The organism is Kaistia defluvii (assembly GCF_040548815.1).
GTDB lineage: Bacteria > Pseudomonadota > Alphaproteobacteria > Rhizobiales > Kaistiaceae > Kaistia > Kaistia defluvii_A.
Map to the genome: position 1 here is coordinate 488,473 of NZ_JBEPSM010000003.1, position 19,034 is coordinate 507,506.

The window sequence follows — 19,034 nt, forward strand, 5'->3', positions numbered from 1 at the left end:
AAGAACTGGGAGGATTACCATGAAGAAACTGCTTCTCGCCGCGACGATGTTCGCGGGCCTGACGCCTGCCGCCTTCGCGCAGGAAACCATCACGCTGAAGTTCTGGGACAACCAGCAGACCGAATCCGGCCTGAGCCAGTACCAGCAGGAGGCGGTCAAGCGCTTCGAAGCCGAGAATCCCGGCATCAAGATCGAAGTCACGACCATTCCCTATCCGGAATTCCAGCAGCGCCTGCTGACCGCCGTGCAGGGCGGCAACGCGCCCGACGTCTCGACCGTCGACCAGATCTGGCAGGGCGCCTTCGCCGAGGCCGGCGCGATCGCCGATCTCGACGCTCAGGCCAAGGCGGCCGGCATCTCCGCCGAAGGCTTCTTCAAGGGCGCCTGGGATTCGGCCAATTACAACGGCAAGCTCTACGGCATTCCGTTCAATGTCGACGTCTGGCAGTTCTCCTTCCTGAACAAGGCGCTGTTCAAGGAAGCCGGCATCGACCCGGCCTCGATCTCGACCTTTGAAGGCCTGAAGGCGGCGGCAGAAAAGCTGACCGATCCGGCCAAGGGCAAGTATGGCGTCGGCCTGTTCGGCCACAAGGGTGAAGATACCGTCGCCGTGCTCGACAGCTTCATCTTCTCGAATGGCGGCAAGGTGCTGGACGAGAACGGCAAGTGCGCGCTCACCAGCCCCGAGGCGGTCGGCGCACTCGAATATCTGCAGACGCTGGTGCCGTTCGCGCCGAAGGGCATCCTCAATGCCTCGTCGGGCGACATGCGCGAACTGTTCCTGAACGGCTCGCTCGCCGTCGAGTTCTGGCCGGCGCTGGAGCAGCCGACGCTGCAGAAGTCGAAGATCGACTGGGACTTCGAGAACGGCACCGCGCCGGCGGGCAAGACCCCGGTCGGCACCTATGGCGGCTGGAACCTCGTCGTCTACAAGTCGTCCCCGCATCAGGACGCGGCCTGGAAGTTCATCCAGTTCCTGACGCGCGAAGACGTCAATGGCGCCGTCGTCGACCTGGTGCCGGCCAACGTCAAGGCGGCCAAGACCTTCCTCGAAGCCAACCGCAAGGGCGCCGACAAGATCATGACGCACCTGCAGAACGCCCAGCCGCGCCCGCTCTCGGCGCGCTACCTGGAAGTCTCCGACATCCAGGTGACGCTGGCGCAGGACGTCTATTCCGGCGCCAACGCCAAGGAAGCCGCCGCCAAGGCCTGCGCCGCCATTGACGGCCTGAACTAGGCAGCTCGCGCCGGGCACGCTTCGCAGCGCTGCCCGGCCGCTTGCCGCTCCGTCATCCCCGCGAAAGCGGGGATCCATCAAGGCCTGAGACGCCTCAGGCTGAATGGATCCCGGGTCAAGCCCGGGATGACGCCATACCTGCGTCCGGCACGCCTATACCGAAAAGAAAAAATCCATGCTGAAACGCGATCGCTGGCTCACCTGGATATTCGTGACGCCCGCCGTCCTGCTGGTCGCGGTCATGATGTATTACCCGATGATCGGCACGGTCATCGAGAGCCTCTACTCGACCTCGTTCATCAACCCGACGCCGAAATTCGTCGGCCTCGCCGTCTACCAGAAGATCTTCGGCAGCGCCGATTTCGGCCAGATCGTCTGGAATTCCTGCGTCTGGACGCTGGCCGTCGTGGCGCTTCAGAACGTCTTCGGCTTCCTGAGCGCGCTGCTGCTCAACCAGAAGCTGCCCGGCCAGGGCCTGATGCGCTCGCTGATCTTGCTGCCCTGGGTGCTGCCCGGCGTCGTCGCCGCCATCCTGTGGCGCTTCATGTACGACCCGCAGCTCGGCCTCATCAATTCGTTCCTGATCAGCGCCGGCTTCGGCGACCAGGGCCTCGCCTGGCTCGCCGACTCGTCGACCGCCATGGCCGCTGCGGTGATCGCCGCCGTCTGGAAGGGCTTTCCCTTCTGCACCATCGTCTATCTGGCGGCGCTGCAGAACGTCGAGGAAGAGCAGATGGAGGCGGCGCGCATCGATGGCGCGGGCGCGATCCGCCGACTCTGGCACATCGTGCTGCCGTCGATGAAGGAGGTGATCGTCATCAACTTCATCCTGACCACCATCCTGACCTTCAACTATTTCGACATGATCTGGGTGCTGACGCGCGGCGGCCCGCAGAACGCGACGCATATCTTCCCGACCAAGATCTACGAGCTCGGCTTCGGCCAGTTCCGCTTCGGCGAGGCGGCCGGCTATGGCGTCGTCTCGATCGTGATCCTCGCCCTCCTGATCACGCTCTATTTCCTGGCCCAGGGCTCGGGCCGAAAGGCTGCATCATGAGCGTCGCTCCCTCCAAGACTTCCCGCGCTGGCCTGATGCTGCTGCAGTTCGGTCTCTGCGTGGTGATCCTGCTGCCCTTCTTCTGGATGGTGTCGGTGTCGCTGAAGCCGGCTTCCGAGCCCTTCGCCATTCCCGCCCGGCTCTGGCCGCAGAACCCGACGCTGGAGAACTACGTCACGGCGTTCCGGCCGGAATTCCGCACCTATTTCGTCAACTCGGTCGTGGTCTCGCTGTCGACGGTGGTGATCACCGTGACGCTGGCGCTGTTTGCCGCCTATTCGTTCACGAGGACGCAGATGCGCGCCATCTCGGTGCTGATGCTGCTCGTCATCGTGGCGCAGATGTTCCCGGCCAGCGCCATCATCATCCCGATCTACAAGATGATGAAGGCGGCGAACCTGCTGAACACCTATGCCTCGCTGATCCTCGCCTATGTGACGGTGACACTGCCGGTGGCGATCTGGATGCTGCGCGGCTTTCTCGCGCGCCTGCCGGTGGCGCTGGAGGAGGCGGCGGCGATCGATGGCGCCGGGCCGTTCAAGATATTCTTCCTGATCATCCTGCCGCTCTGCAAGCCGGGCATCGTCGCGACCGCCGTGTTCGTCCTGATCGTCACCTGGCAGGAGTTTCTGTTCGCGCTCTCCTTCACCTCGACCAAGGACATGCGCACGCTTCCCGTCGGCATGAACGATTTCATCGGCCAGTACGGCATCCGCTATGGCGAGCTGATGGCAAGCTCGGTGCTGATCTCCGTGCCGGTGATCGCGATCTTCTTCCTGCTGCAACGCCAGTTCGTGGCCGGCCTCACCGCCGGCGCCGTGAAAGGCTGATCGATGACCGAACCTCTTGTTCTCAGCGAAGACATCGAGCCCGGCATCGTCCGGCTCACCTTCAACCGTCCCGACAAGCTGAATGCGCTGTCGACGCCGCTGATGCGTGAGTTCGAGGCGCATCTGGACAGTCTCGCCGCCGATCCCGCCGTGCGTGTCATCATCCTGGCCGGGGCCGGCGAAAAAGCCTTCGTCGCCGGCGCCGACATCGCCGAATATCGCGGCAACCGCCGGGCCGAATTCATCGCCTACCAGCTGGAGAGCCGGCGCATCTTCGACAAGCTGGAAGCCCTGCCCAAGCCGACCATCGCGGCGATCCGCGGCTATGCGCTGGGCGGCGGTTTCGAAATCGCACTCTGCTGCGACGTCATCCTCTGCGCCACCAGCGCCCGGCTTGGCCTGCCCGAGGGCCTGCTCGGCCTGTCGCCCGGCGGCGGCGGCACGCAGCGCCTGACCCGCGCGGTCGGCCGCATCGTCGCCTCGGACATGATGCTCGCCGCCCGCCGCATCACCGGCGAGCGGGCGTACCAGCTCGGCCTCGCGGCCGAATGCGTCGCCGACGAGGCGCTGGTGGAAACCGCGCTCAGCCGCGCCCGCGCCATGCTCAAGGTCGCGCCGCTGGCGCAGGCGGAGATGAAGCGGTTGATCCGGCAGGGCCCCGATGCGGCGCTGCCGGTGGCGCAGGGTTTCGAGCAGGAAGTGCTGTTCCGCCTTTACGGCACGGCGGACGGCCAGGAGGGCATCGACGCCTTCCTCGACAAACGTGATCCGGTCTTCAAGGGAATATGACGATGCGTGGAAGCGAACTTTTGGGACGGGTTGCCGTCGTCACCGGCGCTGCCATGGGCATAGGCCGCGCCTCGGCCGAGGCGCTGGCACGGGAAGGCGCCGCCGTGGTGGTGGCCGACATCGACGAGGAAGCGGGAGCCGCGACCGCGGCGGGCCTGCGTGGCACCGGCGCCGAGGCGATCTTCGTGCGCACCGACGTCTCGGTCATGGCCGACATGGAAGCGATGGCGGCGGCGGCCGTGCAGGCCTTTGGCGGCATCGACATCCTCGTCAACAATGCGGCCCGCGCGATCGGTGGCGTCGTCGACGAGATCGATGAGGACAGCTGGAACACGGTCATCACCACCAACCTTTCCAGCGTCTGGCGCGGCATGCGCGTCTGCGTCCCGGAAATGCGCAAGCGCGGCAAGGGCGCCGTCATCAACATGTCGTCGGTGCAGTCGCTGGCCGGCTTCAAGGGCTGGGCGGCCTATGCGGCGGCCAAGGGCGGCATCAACGCGCTGACCCAGCAGGCGGCGATCGATCTCGCCCCGCATGGCATCCGCGTCAACGCGGTCGCGCCCGGCACGATCATGACGCCGCTGAACGAGAAGATCTTCGCCACCCATCCCGACCCGGAGGGGCTGATTTCGAGCTGGAACAACGCCCATCCGCTCGGCCGCTTTGGAGAAGCGCCGGAAGTTGGCGAAGCGGTCTTGTTCCTGGCCAGCGATCGGGCTTCCTTCATCACGGGAGAGATCCTGCGCGTCGATGGCGGCCTCGTCGTCAGGGGCGAATGACGCGCGGCAACCATCACCGGAAGGAAGCGGAATGAACGCAACCGATTTTCATACGATCGAGGCCCAGGGCGTCAAGGCGACGCTCGACCTGCGTGGCGGCCATGTCCGCGTCTTCGCGACCGAGCAGGACGGCCGCACGATCGAGCCGCTGCACACGGCTCCGTGGGTCGACGACAGGGCGATCTATGAGGACGAGAGCCTCGACGCCAATCTGCGCTTCCTGTCCGGCGATTTCTTCTGCGCGCCCTTCTCTGCCGCCGATTTCGAGCCGGCGCCTCCGCATGGCTGGCCGGCCAATTCCACCTGGAAGCTGGTGAGCGTCGAGGCGCATCCCAAGGGCGGCCAGACGGCGCGCTACGAGTTGGAAAAGCGGGTCCTGGGCGCCAAGGTCATCAAGGAATTTACCCTCCGCGACGGCCATCCCTTCCTCTATGAGCGCCACATCTTCGTCGGTGGCGAGGGCGCGGTGCCGGTCGGCAACCACGCCATGACGCGCTTCGACGCCGGCGGGCGGGTCTCCTTCTCGCCCAAGCGGTTCGGCATGACGCCCGATACCGGGCTGGAGCCGGATCCGGCACGCGGCCGCTCGGTCCTGGCCTATCCGTCGCGCTTCGAGGACCTGACCAAGGCCCCACGCGCCGATGGCGGCACGGCCGACCTCACCACCTACCCGATCGGCTCGCGTCAGGAGGATTTCGTCGCCCTGATCGAGGATTCGAAGAATATCCTCGGCTGGGCCGCCGCGGTCCGCCCGGACAAGCGCGATATCTTCGTGTCGCTGAAGAACCCGGCCGATTTCCCCATCACCATGATGTGGTTCTCGAATGGCGGCCGCGACTATGCGCCCTGGAATGGCCGCCACATCGGCGTGCTCGGCCTGGAGGAAGGCCGCACCTATGCCGGCTATGGCCACAAGGCCTCGATCGCGCCGAACCCGTGGTCGGAGGCTGGCATCCCGACGGCGCTGACGCTCGATCCGGCCGGCGAGGTGGAAGTGCGCAATGTCATCGGCGGCGTCGCGCTGCCCGAGGGCTGGACGCGCGTGGCCTCGATCGAGGCCGGGGCGTCCGAACTGGTGCTGACCGACGAGGCCGGCGGCACGGCGTCCGTGCCCTATGACGCGCAGTTCCTGATGCGGGGCGCATGATGGCCGGCGCGGGGATCCATCACGGCTTTTCGACCGGCGGGAATACGATTTTGCCGGCCGAGCGCGCCACCGTCCTGTTCGACGGCATCTTCTCCTCCCCGCGTTTGCAACACCCTGAGGGCGTCGCGGTGGGTCCGGACGGCTGGGTCTGGGTCGGCAGCGAGAATGGCCAGATCCTGCGCATCGCGCCGGATGGCTCCGCCCTCGAGGAGGTCGTTTCGACGGGCGGCTTCCTGCTCGGCCTCGCCTTTGACGGCGACCGGGCGCTGTTTGCCTGCGACTCGCGGCACAGGGCGGTGTTCCGTCTCAACCTCGCCGACCGTTCGTTAAGGCGCTTCACCGCGCCGGGCATCGAGGTGCCGAACTACGCTGTGGTCGATCGCGCCCGCGGCCGGCTCTACGTTTCCGACACCCGTGCACCGAGCGATCCCGGTCCGTCGATCTGGTCGTATGATCTCGAAACCGGCGCGGGCGATGTCTGGCATGGCGGCCCGTTCGACCATGCCAACGGCATGGCGCTCGCGCCCGAGGGCGACGCGCTTTTCCTCTGCGAGACCTTCGCCCGTCGCATCACGCGGATCGCGATTGCGGCCGATGGTTCCTCAGGCCGTGCGACCACCTGGTCGGACGATCTGCCGGGCCTGCCGGACGGGCTCGCCTTCGATGATTCCGGGGCGCTGTTCGCCGGTTGCTACGAGCCGTCGCGCGTGCTGCGCATCCCGGCCGGCGGGGGGCCGTCCGAGATCTATATCGAGGATGCGACCGCGCATGTCCTCGCCCATCCGACCAACATCGCCTTCGACGGCGCGGCCCTGTTCACGGCCAATCTCGGCCGCTGGCACGTGACGAAGATCGATACCGACACCTTCGGGACGCCGCTCTGGCGGCAGGCCCGGGGCGAGCCCGGCTGACCAGCCAGGGCCTGCCGCCGATGCGGCCGGCCAAACGACGAGTGTGAGGATTCGACATGACCGCCGCCAAGGCCCTTCAGGACGTCACCGTCCTCGATCTGAGCCATCTCCTGCAGGGCCCCTTCGCCACCCAGCTGCTCGCCGACATGGGCGCCAATGTGATCAAGGTGGAGCGGCCGGGGCAGGGCGACCTGTTCCGCACGCTGACCTTCAACAATCGCTGGGTCGGCGGCACGGAGAGCCCGAACTTCCTCGCCTGGAACCGCAACAAGCGGTCGCTGGCGCTGGACCTGAAGGCGCCGGAAGCGAAGGAGATCCTCTACAGGATCGCCAAGACGGCGGATGTCGTGGTGCAGAATTTCCGCCCCGGCGTGCTGGAGCGCCTCGGCTTCGGCTATGCCGACTTCGCCAAGGTCAATCCGCGCATCATCTATTGCTCGGGCTCCGGCTATGGCGATAGCGGGCCGTATCTCGCGCGCCCGGGGCAGGACATGCTGATCCAGGGCCTGACCGGCATCATGGCGGCGACCGGCCGCGGCGACGGCCCGCCGGTTCCGGTCGGCTCCGGCTTTTCCGACCAGATCGGCGCCATGAACATGGTCTATGGCATCCTGTCGGCGCTCTACTGGCGCGAACGCTCCGGCGAGGGACAGGAGATCAAGGTCGACCTGCTCTCGGCGATGCTGGCCCATCAGGGCCAGGAAATGCTGATGGCGATGAATTTCCAGCAGGACTTCGTCCGCCCCAATTCCGGCATCGGCCATCCCGGCATGGATGCGCCCTTCGGCGTCTATCCAACGTTCGACGGCTGGGTCACGGTGGCGATGAGCCCGTTCAAGCGCTTCGTCGGCGTGCTCGGCGACGACAGCCTGCTGGTCTATGACAACCCGAAGGACCTTTTCGACAAGCGCGACGAGATCTGGGAAAAGCTCGCGGCGCTGACCAAGGGCTGGACCACCGCCGAGCTGATGCAGGCGCTGCTCGCCGTCGACATCTGGTGCGGCGAGGTCAAGACGCATCTGCAAGCCGAACAGGACCCGCAGGTAAAACATATCGGCGCGATCACCAGCTACGAGCACCCGACCGCCGGTACGGTCAAGGTCGTCGCCCCGGCGGTGAAGATGTCCAAGACGCCGTCCGAGATCGAGCGCCCGGCGCCGCGCATCGGCGAACATTCCCGCGAGATTTTGGGCGAGTTCGGCTTTGACACGGCGACGGTGGATGGCTGGGTCGCCAAGGGGTCGGTCGCAGAGGTGAAGTAGGGGGCTGGAACTTCTGGATGGATCAACCTACTCCGCCATCATCCTGAGGTGCTTCGCGAAGCGAAGCCTCGAAGGAGGGTCCAGCGGCGCTCGAGGCTTGCAGTCCGGTCCCGATCCGGCAAGACCAGTTCCCTGGACCCTCCTTCGAGGCCCGGCTTCGCCGGGCACCTCAGGATGATGGTCGGGGGCACGCAGCGGGCCGTGTATGCAGACCAAACAAAAAAGGCCCCGCCGAAGCGGGCCCCTTTCGTTTTCGCCTCTATTTCAGCGCGCCGGCGGTCAACCCGCTGACGATCTTGCGCTGCAGCAGCATGAACACGATGACGATCGGCGTCACATAGATCACCGCATAGGTCATGATGCCGTTCCAGTCGGTGGTGTTCGGGCCCATGAAGTTCATCAGCCCCACCGTCGCCGTCTGCAGGTCCTCCTGCGAGATCAGCGTGCGCGAATAGACATATTCGCCGAAGGACTGCAGGAAGATCAGTACCGAGGTGACGAGGATGCCGTTGCGCGCCAGCGGCACGATGATGCGGAAGAAGGCAACGATGCGCGAGGCGCCGTCGACGCGGGCCGCTTCCTCCAACTCCTTAGGGATCTGCATGAACGAGGTGCGGCAGAGGACGATGTAGAGCGGCAGCACCTTGGCGGTCTGCGCCAGCACCACGGCGAAGCGCGGCGTGGCGATCAGGCCGATCTGGTTGAACAGCACGAAGATCGGCGTTGCCATCAGCGAGGGCGGCAGCACCTGCATCATCAGGATCAGGAACAGGACGAGGTCCATCCAGACGCTGCGGACGCGGGCCAGCGCATAGGCGCAGCCCGTGCCGATCAGGGCCGCGATCACCGTGGTGCCGATGGCGACCACCAGCGAGTTCCACAGATAGACGTCCATCTTCTTGTCGATGAACACCCGCACGAAGTTGAACTGCGGGTCCGCGGGCCAGAAGCTCGGCGGATAGGTGAAGGTCTCCGACGACGGCTTGAAGGCCGTCAGATACATCCAGTAGAGCGGGAAGAGGTAGATCGCGAGGAAGCCGATGGCGACGACCAGCAGGACATAGCGTTTCATGGGTCGCGCTCCTCAGGCCCGGTGTTCTTGGCGCGTCGAGCGCACGTACAGCAGCGCGACGACGATGACGAAGCCGAGCATCAGCACCGAGACGGCGCTGCCGGTGGCGATGTCGTAGTTCTGGAACGAGAGCTGCCAGGACCAGTATTGCGCGACGTTGGAGGAGTTGGCCGGGCCGCCCTGGGTCAGCGAGGCGAACAGGTCGAACTGCTGCAGCGTGAAGATGATGCCGAGACAGGTCACCGCGCCGATCGTCGAGCGCATCATCGGCAGCGTCATGTGCCAGAACCGGCCCCAGGGCCCGGCGCCGTCGAGGGCGGCGGCCTCGTACATGTCCTTCGGAATGCCGGCAAGGCCGACCGAGAGCAGGATCATGTTGAACGGGATGCCGAGCCAGATATTGGCGATGATGACGGAATAGAGCGAGATCGCTGGCGTCGACAGCCAGAAGATCTTGTCGTTCACGATGCCGGTCGACATCAGCATGTAGTTGAGCACGCCGAAATCGCCGGCGAAGATCCATTTCCAGATCGCGCCGGCAACCAGCGCCGGGATGATCCAGGCTGCCAGGAACAGGCCGCGCAGATAGGTGGCGCCGATGAAATCCTGCTGGAAGAACAGCGCCAGGCCAAAGCCGATGGCGAGCTGGAACACGATGCTCAGGCTGACGAACAGCGCCGTATTGCCCATGATCGACCAGAATTCCGGCGCCGCGAATAGCGCCCGGTAATTGGCGAGGCCCACGAAGGGCCGGATCAGGTCGCCGAGCGAGAACATGTCCACTTCCTGGAAGGACATGGCGACGTTGTAGACGAGCGGGAAGGCCGAGAAGACGAGCAGGTAGGCGAGCGCCAGGGCGGCCAGCGCCACGTCGAAACCGCGTCCATCGCGTAGGCTGCGCAGAAGCGCCGACATTGGCTATCTCCAGGATCCGGAACGGGCCGGGGGCGCGCGTTCGCAAAACTGCCGATGATGGGGTGCCGCTCGTCCGGCGGCGCAGGCGCGGCCGGACACAGCGGAAAGGGGGCCTGCACGCCGCCCGAGGGAAGGCAGCGTGCCGGCAGTGCGCTTGGGAGGGCGCTTACTTCTTGACGATGCCGTCGATCGTCGCCTGCGCCGTGGTCAGCGCGGTCTTGGCGTCAGCCTGGTGCGTCAGCGCCTGCTGGATCGCGGTCGAGATCGCCTTGGAGATCTTCGCCCAATCCGGCGACGGGCCGCGGACGCGGGCATACTTCATCGATTCCTCGAACACCTTGTACTGGGGTGCCCACTTCGGGTCCTTGGCCTCGACCGGGTAGGACGGAATGAAGCCGAACTCGTTCCAGACGCGCGGCATCTGCGAATACATGTATTCGAGATAGAGGAAGGCTTCCTTGGGATGCTTCGACTTGGCGAAGATCACATTGTTGCCTTCGCCCAGCGCCGAGGCGCGGGTGTCGCCAACCTTCTCGGTCGGCAGCAGCGCGACGCGAACGTCGAACTTGACGTCCTTCGCCATGCGCGGCAGCTCCCACGGGCCGGAAATGCCCATGGCGGCGTTCTGCGCGTTGAACGAAGCCATCGAGTCGTACTGGCCGCGGATCAGCGTATCGGGCGAGGCCAGCTTCTCGTCGATGATCTTCTGCCACATCTCCAGCGCGCGGACGGCGCCGTCATCGGCGATGTGATCGAAATCGGCGCCGGTCGACTGCGCCCAGGGCAGGAACTGGAAGGTGCCTTCCTCGTTCGAATTGGCCGAGAAGGCGAGACCGTAGACGTTCTTGGCCGGGTCGGTCAGCTTCTTGGCCGTCTCGTACAGCTCTTCCCAGGTCTGCGGCGGCTTGTCCGGATCGAGGCCGGCGGCCTTGAACATGTCGGCATTGTAGTAGAGCGCGATCGTGTTGGAGCCGCGCGGCAGGCCGTAGATCTTACCGTCCCAGGTGACGGAAGAGAGCGGGCCCGGGAAGATCTTCGAGGTGTCGACGATCTTCGAGTCGGCAATGTAGGGGGTCAGGTCGAGCAGCGCGCCCTTGGCCGACAGGAACGGCGTGTTGGGATTGTCGACATAGGCGACGTCCGGGGTCGTGCCGGTCGCGACCGCGCGCATGACGTCATTCGCCCAGTCGGCGAACTCGACGCGCTTGATGTTGATCTTGATGTCCGGATGGAGCTTCATGAACTCATCCGCCATGACGTAATTATAGCCCGGATCCGCCTGGCGATCGATCGTCCAGACGTTCAGTTCGACGGGCTCCGCCGTTGCGGCGGCGGTCATGGCCAGAACGCCAGTGGCGCCCAGCAACAGGGTCTTGGTGAAATTCGCCATCGGTTTCCTCCTTGGTGGCGAGCAATCAAACCCACGCTCCTCCGCGTGGCGGGGCACGGCCCCGGCAGTCCCCGCCGGCAAGCCGGCGGGTTGGTCGTCGGCGCCGGCGATCAGGCCGGGTTGGCGATGAAGGACATCCCGCCACGGGCTTCCTTCAGGTAATTCAGGGACTTGACCTGTCCGGTGATCTCGAGCTCGTTGCGATAGACCGGGTCATGCCAGCCTTCGATATCGATGCAGCCCTTGTAGCCCGCGAGGCGCAGCTCGCTGATGACGCGGGTCCAGTCGCTGTCGCCGAAGCCCGGCGAGCGCATCTGCACGAAGGGATACTTTCCGAAGATGCCGTTTTCGCGGATGACGTCCCAACGGATCGTCGCGTCCTTGCCATGGACGTGGAAAATCTTCGGCGCCCATTTGCGGATCTGCGGGATCGGGTCGATCAGATAGACCATCTGATGGCACGGCTCCCATTCGAGGCCGATATTGTCGTCCGGCGTCTCGTTGAAGATCAGCTCCCAGGCGTCCGGATTGTGGGCGATGTTCCAGTCGCCGCTCGCCCAGTTGCCGTCCATCGCGCAATTCTCGAAGGCGAGACGCACGCCCTTGTCGGCGGCGCGCTTGGCCAGCTCGCTCCAGACCTGCTTGTAGCGCGGCAGGCTTTCCTCGATCGACTTGCCGCGGATACGGCCGGTGAAGCCGGCGATCGTCTTGGCGCCGAACAGATGCGCGTTGTCGATCAGCGTCTTCCAGCCTTCCAGCGTCTGCTGGTCGATCTCGGTGGTCTCGAGCGGATTGCCGAACATGCCGAGCGTGTCGATCTTCACGTCGGCGTCGCCGATCGCTTCCTTGAGCTCGGCGGCGAGCTTCGGGATGTCCTTGCCGCCAATGGTCTGCCAGAAGAACGGCTCGATCGATTCAAAGCCGAGCGGCAGGATCTGCCGGACGTAGGCGGCCGGGTCGGGGAGGTTCCCCTTGATCATCGTGCCGATGCGGATGTCGAGAAGCGGATTGGTCAAGGCATCAATTCCCTGGAGCGTTTCGGCCGACGTCGCGGGGACGCGGCCAGCAAAGGTTCAGATCGTGATTTCGACGCGGCGTCCGGTCTCGGCGCTTTCGATCGCGCCGAAGACCATGGCGAGGCTGTTGATGTTCTGGTGGCCGACCGTTTCCGGCTCCGGCCCGCCGCGCGTGGCGGCGATGAAATCCTGCAGGACCCCGAGGTGGCCGCCGGTCCGGTCGGATTCGGCGAGTGGAGGGATCTCGCTGGCAACCACCTCGGAGAAGAGACCGTCGATCGCTTTTCCTGCGATCTCGGCGCGAATGTCCTGGTGCCCGTCCCAGACGAGCGTCCCCTTGGTGCCGACGATGCGCCAGGCGGATTCCCAGCTCGTCATCAGCCCGTCGGCGCACCAGCTGCCGCGATAATTGAAGATCACGCCCTCGCCGAACTCGAAGATCGCGGCGGCGGAGGAACCTTGGCGGTACCAGGAGTTGCTGGGGTTCCATTCGCGGCAATAGACGGCTTCCGGCACGTTGCCCGACATGAAGCGGGCGGCGTCGAAGGTGTGGATCGCCATGTCGAGCAGCAGGACATGGTCCATCTGCTCGCGGAAGCCGCCGAAATGCGGCGCGAGGAAGAAATCGCAATGGATCGAGGTGACGTCGCCGATCGCGCCCTGGTCGATGGCGCGGCGGATGCGGCGCACGCCTTCGAGATAGCGGCGGTTCTGCACGACGACATGCAGCTTGCCGGCCTCTTTGGCGCGGGCGATCAGGTCGCGCGCCTGGTCGAGGGTCTCGGCCATCGGCTTTTCGGAGAGGACGTGGCAGCCGGCGGCCAGCGCCGTCGAGACGATGTGATGGCGGGCGGCGGGGATGACGACGTCGAAGACGACATCGGGCTTCGCCTCGGCGATCAGTTCCTCGATGCTGGTGGCGATGACGATGTCGCCCAGCTCGAATTCCGCCGCGCGGGCTCGCGCCGCATCGGGGTTGATGTCGGCCAACCCCACGATCTCGAGATCGGGGATGGTCTTGGCGGCGGCGAGCCAGGCGCGGCTCATCGCTCCGCAACCGATCAAAACGGCACGTTGCATTCCGGACTTCCTCCCACGGCCAGTTCCTCAAACATCGCACCGCAAACGTTTACGGTGCGGTGCAATAAGGCCGTAAACGTTTACGACAACACCAAATTGAGGTACGCTTGTCAAGTGCGAGGGTTCAGGCAACGCGCGGTAACCCCGCAAGGAGCGGGTGCACGATCCACCGAAAATGATGTACGCAAGGCGATCGCCTCGCGGAACGGCCCGGAAGGGGAGGAGACGTACCCTTGAGCATCAAGGATCTGGCGCAGCATCTGAATATCTCGATCGGCACCGTGTCGCGGGCGCTGAACGGGCGCGCCGACGTCAATCCCGATACGCGCAAGCGCGTGCTCGCCGCCGCCAAGGCGATGGGCTACGTCGCCAACCAGTCCGGCCGCAGCCTGCGCCAGGGCGCGACCAACGTCATCGGCTTCACCATCGAAACCAATGTCGAGACCAAGTCGCAGGGCGATACCTTCTTCATGACCGTGTTCGACGGCGTGCAGACGGTGTTCGCCCGCCACAAGCTCGATCTCGTCGTGCTGCTCTGCTCGTCCGATGACGATCCGTTCGACCATGTCCGCCGAGTCGTCTCGCGCCAGTTCGCCGACGGGCTGATCATCTCGGCCACCCAGCGCCAGGACCCGCGCATCGACTATCTGATCGAGCGCGGCATCCCCTTCGTGACGCTAGGCCGCAGCCTTTCCGGCGGCGAGCATTCCTGGATCGACATGGATTTCGAGGGCGTGGCGGCGCAGTCCGTGGCGCGGCTGGTCGCGCGCGGCCACACCCGGATCGCGCTCGCCAACACCACGCGCGGCATCAATCTGAGCTATGTGTTCGAGGATGCCTACAGGGCGGCCCTGGCCGATCACGGCATCGCCTACGACCCCGACATCGTGCTGCGCGGCGACATCACGGAGCTTGGCGGCTACCAGCTGTGCGAGAAGCTGCTGGCGCTGCCCAACCGGCCGACCGCCGTCGTGCTGGTCAATGAGAGTCTTGCGATCGGCTTCTATCGCCGCCTGCACGAGGCTGGGCTGACGCCCGGACGCGACATGGCGATCATCGGCTTTCGGCAGAGCCCGCAGGCGCGCTTCCTGTCGCCGGCGCTGACCTGCTACCGGCTCTCGCTGCACGATGTCGGCGTCGAGCTGGCGCAATCGCTGCTCGCCACCATGCCGGCCTACAAGGACCTCTATCCGCTCGGCACCGTGCAGAAGATCTGGCCGATGGAACTGGTGCCGGGCGAGAGCGATCCGCCGCTGCGTCGCTGAACCGCGACGCTTTGCAACCTCCCGCCCCTTGCCGCCCGTCCGTCATCGCCCTAGAACATATCATGAACAGGATGAGGACGGGCCACGATGGACATGCTGGAGAAGCTCGGGATCCTGGCGGATGCCGCCAAATATGACGCTTCCTGCGCTTCGAGCGGCACCGACAAGAAGCACGCCCCGGCCGGCAAGGGCCTGGGCTCCACCGAGGGCATGGGAATCTGCCATTCCTATGCGCCGGACGGCCGCTGCATCTCGCTGCTGAAGGTGCTGCTGACCAATGCCTGCAATTTCGATTGCCTCTATTGCGTCAACCGCGCCTCGTCCAACGTGCCGCGCGCCCGCTTCACCGTGGCGGAAATCGTCAAGCTGACGCTCGATTTCTACCGCCGCAACTATATCGAGGGCCTGTTCCTCTCCTCCGGCATCATCCGCAATCCCGATTACACCATGGAGCAGGTGGTGGCGGTGGCGAAGTCGCTGCGGCTTGATCATGGCTTTCATGGCTACATCCATCTGAAGACGATCCCCGAGGCGAGCGAGGCGCTGATCACCGAGGCGGGGCTCTATGCCGACCGCCTGTCGATCAATGTCGAACTGCCGACCGAGAAGGCGCTGAGCGCGCTGGCGCCGGAAAAGAGCATCCCCTCGATCCGCCGCACCATGGGCCGGCTGCGGCTAAAGCTCGACGAGGCGAAGTCGGAGAAGCACCTGAAGCACGCCCGGCGTTTTGCCCCGGCCGGCCAGAGCACGCAGATGATCATCGGCGCCGATGATTCGACCGACCGCTCGATCCTCGATCTCTCGGCCAACCTCTATGGCTCGTACCGGTTGAAGCGGGTCTATTACTCCGCCTTCAGCCCGATCCCGGATTCGAGCCTGAAGCTGCCGCCCAAGGCGCCGCCCTTGATGCGCGAGCACCGGCTTTACCAGGCCGACTGGCTGCTGCGCTTCTATGGTTTCGAGGTCTCCGAAATCGGCGGCAAGGGCGGCATGCTCGACCTCGACATCGACCCCAAGCTCGCCTGGGCGCTGGCCAATCGCGACCGCTTCCCGGTCGACCTCAACCGCGCCCCGCGCGAAGAGCTGTTGCGCGTGCCGGGGCTGGGCGCCAAGACCGTCGAGCGGCTGATTTCGGCCCGCCGCCACCGCACGCTGCGCAGCGACGATCTGGTGCAGTTGCGCCTGCCGCTCGCCAAGCTGATGCCCTTCGTCGTGCTCGGCGACCACAAGCCCTCCAGCCTGCTCGATTCGGAACGGCTGTCGGCCTTGCTGCGCCCCAAGCCGACGCAGATGCAACTGCCGTTCTAGAAGCTCGTTGGGGAGGTGGCGGCTTCGCTCGTTGAGCTAAGCTGCCGCGGGATATCGTGGTCGCCACGCGGTGGCACGGGCTCGTCGCCCCGGCGAAGGCCGGGGCCCATAGACACCGGTGGGGCCAACCGTGCGCGCCTTCGGTCCCAATGCCGGTGTGTCTGGATCCCGGCCTTCGCCGGGATGACGACGAGGGTCCAACTGACGCAACAGAGTCTTTTTCGGGGGGGACGAAGCATGCACCGGATCGCACTGGCGGGACCCACCGATTTCAAGGGCTGGCGCGACGCTGCCCGCCGGCTGGCGCGGCAGGGCGTCGAACCCGCCGACGTGGTGTGGACCGTCGTCGGCGAGTCCAGCGATCTGTTCGCCGCGCCGGGGTTGGAAACGCCGGCGGCGCCTGCGCCGGAAGGGCCGGCCTTTGCCGTGCCGCGCGCCTTTCTCGATCTCGCCGAGACCGCGATCCTGCACAGCGATCCCGAACGCTTCGCCTTGCTCTACACAATGCTTTGCCGGCTCATGACGAATCATGACGCGCTGGAGGATAGTGTCGATCCGCTGGTCGTCCGGCTCAACGGCTTCGCTAAATCGGTGCGGCGCGACATTCACAAGATGCACGCCTTCGTCCGATTTCGCGCCGTCGAAACGGAGGCGGGCGAGTGCTTCATCGCCTGGTTCGAGCCGGAGCATCGCATCGTCGAGGCGGCGGCGCCGTTCTTCGCCCGCCGCTTTGCCTCGATGCGCTGGTCGATCCTGACGCCGGAGCGCAGCGTGCATTGGGACGGCGAGATCCTGCGCCTGTCGGAGGGCGTCGACCGCTCGGCCGCACCGGGCGAGGATGCGCTGGAGGATCTCTGGCGGCGCTATTATGCGTCGATCTTCAATCCCGCCCGGCTGAAAGTGCAGGCGATGATGTCGGAGATGCCGCAGAAATACTGGCGCAACCTGCCCGAGGCGTCGCTCATTATACCGCTGATCGACCAGGCGGAGCGAAGGAGCGCCGAAATGGTTCAGTCCGCCACGACGCCGGCCAATCCCCGGCCGCAGCGCGCCCGGCCAACGCCCGCGGAGGTTACCGAGGCGCCGGCAATGGCCGGCACGATCGCGGCATTGCGGGCCGAGGCCGCAGGCTGCCGGCGTTGCCCGCTCTGGGCGCCGGCGACGCAGACCGTGTTCGGCGAGGGGCCGGAGGATGCCGAGATCGTGTTTGTCGGCGAGCAGCCGGGCGACCAAGAGGATCTGGCCGGGAAACCCTTTGTGGGTCCGGCGGGTCAGGTGTTCGATGCGGCCCTTCGCGACGTCGGCATCGATCGCGGCCGCGTCTATGTCACCAATGCGGTGAAGCACTTCAAATTCGTGCCGCGCGGCAAGCGGCGCCTGCACCAGAAGCCGAATGTCTCGGAGATCGTCGCCTGCCATGTCTGGGTGGCGCAGGAACTCCAGATCCTGCGGCCGCGCCTGGTCGTGGCGCTCGGTCTGACCGCGGTGCGCAGCTTGACCGGCAAGACGATGACGCTGGCGTCCGCCCGCGAGCAGAAGCTGCAGACGGAGGCGGGAACGGCGCTGCTGGCGACGATCCACCCGTCCTATCTGCTGCGCCTGCCGGACGAGGCGATGAAAGCGCGCGAGCACGCGCGCTTTCTCGAGGATCTCAAGCGCGTGGCCGAAATGGCCAGGGCTGCCTGACTACCAGCAGGTATAGCCGCCATCGGCCGAGACGATCGAGCCGGTCATCAGGCTGGCCGCGTCGCTGGCGAGGAAGTGCACGACCGAGGCGATCTCGTCGGTCTCGCCCATGCGGCCCATCGGCGTGCCGCCGATCCAGGCCTCGTTCATCACAGGATCGTCCTTCACGAAGGCGGTCAGCGGCGTGTTGATATAGGTCGGGGCCACCGCGTTGACGCGGACGCCGCGCGAGGCCCATTCGGCCGCCAGCGACTTGGTCAGGTGGTGCACGCCTGCCTTGGAAGCATTGTAGAAGGCCTGCTCCTGCGGCTTGTTGACGATGAAGCCGGACATCGAGCCGATATTGACGATCGCGCCGCTCTTCGCCTTGAGCATGTAGTTGCCGAAGGCGCGGCAGCACCAGAAGGTGCCGTTCAGGTTGACGTCGATGACGTTCAGCCAGTGTTCGTCGGTGACCGTCTCGGCCGGGGTCATGCTGCGGGCGATGCCGGCATTATTGACCAGGATGTCGATCTTGCCGTGCTTGGCGACGACGTCGTCGGCGACCTGGTTGACGCGGGCGGAGTCGGTGACGTCCATCACCACGACCTCCACGTCATAGCCCTTGGCCTTCAGGCTGGCCTGGCCGGCCTTGGCAACGGCTTCGTCGCGATCGGCGATGATGACGGTCGCCCCCGCTTCGGCCAGCGCTTCGACGGTGGCGAGGCCGATCGACTGGCCGCCGCCGGTGACGAGCGCGACCTTGCCGTCGAGGCGGAGCTTTTCGAGATACATTCTTTACCTCCTGAGAATTTCTCGTAGGCCATCAAGCTACTGAACGATCGTGGTGGCGTCACGATCGAAGCGATGGGTTTTGGGGGAATTCGGTCGGAGAAAATCGGTCCCGTGGCGCCCGTGCCAATGCAAACGGCCCGCACCCGCACGGCAGGCGGTTGGGCTGGCGATGGCGGGTAGGGCTGGGCGCTGAAGAAGTTGGCGACGGGCCGGAATCGGGGGCATTCGGGCCCGTCGCCCCGGACGATGCATCGGGCAGGAGCATCGGCCGGAAAATGATGGGGTGGTCTAGGGACTAGCCGTCCTGGTCCTGGCTAGGGCTGCCGAGCGGCGGGGCCTTGCCGCCTTCGGGACGCGCGGGCTTGGCCGGATCGTGCGGCTCCGCCTGCTTGCCGGGGTCGTCGCCCTGGATGTCCGAAGGACGATTTTCGTTGCCGAAGCTGCTGTTGCCTCCGGCCTTGTCCTTGTCATACGGCGTCGACATGAAATGTCTCCTTCGCTTCCTCAGGAAGAAAA

Annotated in this window: 18 protein-coding genes; 11 read left to right on the forward strand and 7 right to left on the reverse strand. The window is 65.5% G+C overall.

Annotation, left to right across the window (positions count from 1 at the left end; all coding sequences use genetic code 11):
- The first annotated feature begins 19 nt into the window (after nucleotides 1–19).
- The 8 genes from ABIE08_RS19180 (at nucleotide 20) to ABIE08_RS19215 (ending at nucleotide 8,012) form a co-directional block, all read left to right on the forward strand.
- The gene (locus ABIE08_RS19180) at nucleotides 20–1,237 is read left to right on the forward strand and encodes an ABC transporter substrate-binding protein (RefSeq protein ID WP_354553439.1); all 1,218 of its coding nucleotides are present in this window, start codon (nucleotides 20–22) and stop codon (nucleotides 1,235–1,237) included.
- 175 nt (nucleotides 1,238–1,412) lie between these two features.
- The gene (locus tag ABIE08_RS19185) at nucleotides 1,413–2,294 is read left to right on the forward strand and encodes a carbohydrate ABC transporter permease (RefSeq protein WP_354553440.1); all 882 of its coding nucleotides are present in this window, start codon (nucleotides 1,413–1,415) and stop codon (nucleotides 2,292–2,294) included.
- Complete coding sequence (locus ABIE08_RS19190) at nucleotides 2,291–3,124, forward strand: carbohydrate ABC transporter permease (RefSeq protein WP_354553441.1); 834 nt, start codon at nucleotides 2,291–2,293, stop codon at nucleotides 3,122–3,124. Before ABIE08_RS19185 ends, ABIE08_RS19190 begins: the two co-directional genes overlap by 4 nt.
- 3 nt (nucleotides 3,125–3,127) lie before the next feature.
- Nucleotides 3,128–3,913 carry an enoyl-CoA hydratase/isomerase family protein gene (locus ABIE08_RS19195; RefSeq protein WP_354553442.1) on the forward strand — a complete coding sequence of 262 codons (786 nt, stop codon included), beginning with the start codon at nucleotides 3,128–3,130 and terminating at the stop codon, nucleotides 3,911–3,913.
- A 2-nt stretch (nucleotides 3,914–3,915) separates the two neighbouring features.
- Nucleotides 3,916–4,692: an SDR family NAD(P)-dependent oxidoreductase gene (locus ABIE08_RS19200; RefSeq protein WP_354553443.1), complete on the forward strand. Its 777-nt coding sequence runs from the start codon at nucleotides 3,916–3,918 to the stop codon at nucleotides 4,690–4,692.
- Nucleotides 4,693–4,723: 31 nt separating this feature from the next.
- Nucleotides 4,724–5,839, forward strand: a complete 1,116-nt coding sequence (locus ABIE08_RS19205; protein WP_354553444.1) for a hypothetical protein — start codon at nucleotides 4,724–4,726, stop codon at nucleotides 5,837–5,839.
- The gene (locus ABIE08_RS19210) at nucleotides 5,839–6,750 is read left to right on the forward strand and encodes an SMP-30/gluconolactonase/LRE family protein (RefSeq protein WP_354553445.1); all 912 of its coding nucleotides are present in this window, start codon (nucleotides 5,839–5,841) and stop codon (nucleotides 6,748–6,750) included. Before ABIE08_RS19205 ends, ABIE08_RS19210 begins: the two co-directional genes overlap by 1 nt.
- Nucleotides 6,751–6,806: 56 nt before the next feature.
- On the forward strand, nucleotides 6,807–8,012 hold the full coding sequence (locus tag ABIE08_RS19215) for a CaiB/BaiF CoA transferase family protein (protein WP_354553446.1): 1,206 nt from the start codon (nucleotides 6,807–6,809) through the stop codon (nucleotides 8,010–8,012).
- Between the two features lie 259 nt (nucleotides 8,013–8,271).
- Here the strand turns inward: ABIE08_RS19215 and ABIE08_RS19220 are convergent, their stop codons facing one another.
- The 5 genes from ABIE08_RS19220 to ABIE08_RS19240 form a co-directional block, all read right to left on the reverse strand.
- Nucleotides 8,272–9,084, reverse strand: coding sequence for a carbohydrate ABC transporter permease (locus ABIE08_RS19220; protein ID WP_354553447.1), 813 nt, complete (start codon nucleotides 9,082–9,084; stop codon nucleotides 8,272–8,274).
- A gap of 12 nt (nucleotides 9,085–9,096) precedes the next feature.
- Entirely contained in the window at nucleotides 9,097–9,999 is a 903-nt protein-coding gene (locus tag ABIE08_RS19225; RefSeq protein WP_266334131.1) for a carbohydrate ABC transporter permease, read from the reverse strand.
- A 166-nt stretch (nucleotides 10,000–10,165) separates the two neighbouring features.
- On the reverse strand, nucleotides 10,166–11,389 hold the full coding sequence (locus ABIE08_RS19230) for an ABC transporter substrate-binding protein (protein ID WP_354553448.1): 1,224 nt from the start codon (nucleotides 11,387–11,389) through the stop codon (nucleotides 10,166–10,168).
- 110 nt (nucleotides 11,390–11,499) lie between these two features.
- Nucleotides 11,500–12,369, reverse strand: coding sequence for a sugar phosphate isomerase/epimerase family protein (locus tag ABIE08_RS19235; protein ID WP_436409584.1), 870 nt, complete (start codon nucleotides 12,367–12,369; stop codon nucleotides 11,500–11,502).
- A 93-nt stretch (nucleotides 12,370–12,462) separates the two neighbouring features.
- Nucleotides 12,463–13,485 (reverse strand): Gfo/Idh/MocA family protein, encoded by a 1,023-nt coding sequence (locus ABIE08_RS19240; protein WP_354553450.1) that lies wholly within the window; start codon nucleotides 13,483–13,485, stop codon nucleotides 12,463–12,465.
- Between the two features lie 233 nt (nucleotides 13,486–13,718).
- Between ABIE08_RS19240 and ABIE08_RS19245 the strand changes: the two genes are divergently transcribed.
- The 3 genes from ABIE08_RS19245 (at nucleotide 13,719) to ABIE08_RS19255 (ending at nucleotide 17,744) form a co-directional block, all read left to right on the forward strand.
- The gene (locus ABIE08_RS19245) at nucleotides 13,719–14,750 is read left to right on the forward strand and encodes a LacI family DNA-binding transcriptional regulator (RefSeq protein ID WP_354553451.1); all 1,032 of its coding nucleotides are present in this window, start codon (nucleotides 13,719–13,721) and stop codon (nucleotides 14,748–14,750) included.
- 87 nt (nucleotides 14,751–14,837) lie between these two features.
- Nucleotides 14,838–16,058 carry a putative DNA modification/repair radical SAM protein gene (locus ABIE08_RS19250; RefSeq protein WP_354553452.1) on the forward strand — a complete coding sequence of 407 codons (1,221 nt, stop codon included), beginning with the start codon at nucleotides 14,838–14,840 and terminating at the stop codon, nucleotides 16,056–16,058.
- A 237-nt stretch (nucleotides 16,059–16,295) separates the two neighbouring features.
- Entirely contained in the window at nucleotides 16,296–17,744 is a 1,449-nt protein-coding gene (locus ABIE08_RS19255; protein WP_354553453.1) for a UdgX family uracil-DNA binding protein, read from the forward strand.
- Here the strand turns inward: ABIE08_RS19255 and ABIE08_RS19260 are convergent, their stop codons facing one another.
- Together ABIE08_RS19260 and ABIE08_RS19265 are read right to left on the reverse strand one after the other, a co-directional pair.
- Nucleotides 17,745–18,518, reverse strand: coding sequence for an SDR family NAD(P)-dependent oxidoreductase (locus tag ABIE08_RS19260; protein WP_266334143.1), 774 nt, complete (start codon nucleotides 18,516–18,518; stop codon nucleotides 17,745–17,747). It lies immediately after the preceding gene.
- Nucleotides 18,519–18,813: 295 nt separating this feature from the next.
- The gene (locus tag ABIE08_RS19265; RefSeq protein ID WP_354553454.1) at nucleotides 18,814–19,002 is read right to left on the reverse strand and encodes a hypothetical protein; all 189 of its coding nucleotides are present in this window, start codon (nucleotides 19,000–19,002) and stop codon (nucleotides 18,814–18,816) included.
- Nucleotides 19,003–19,034 lie beyond the last annotated feature (32 nt).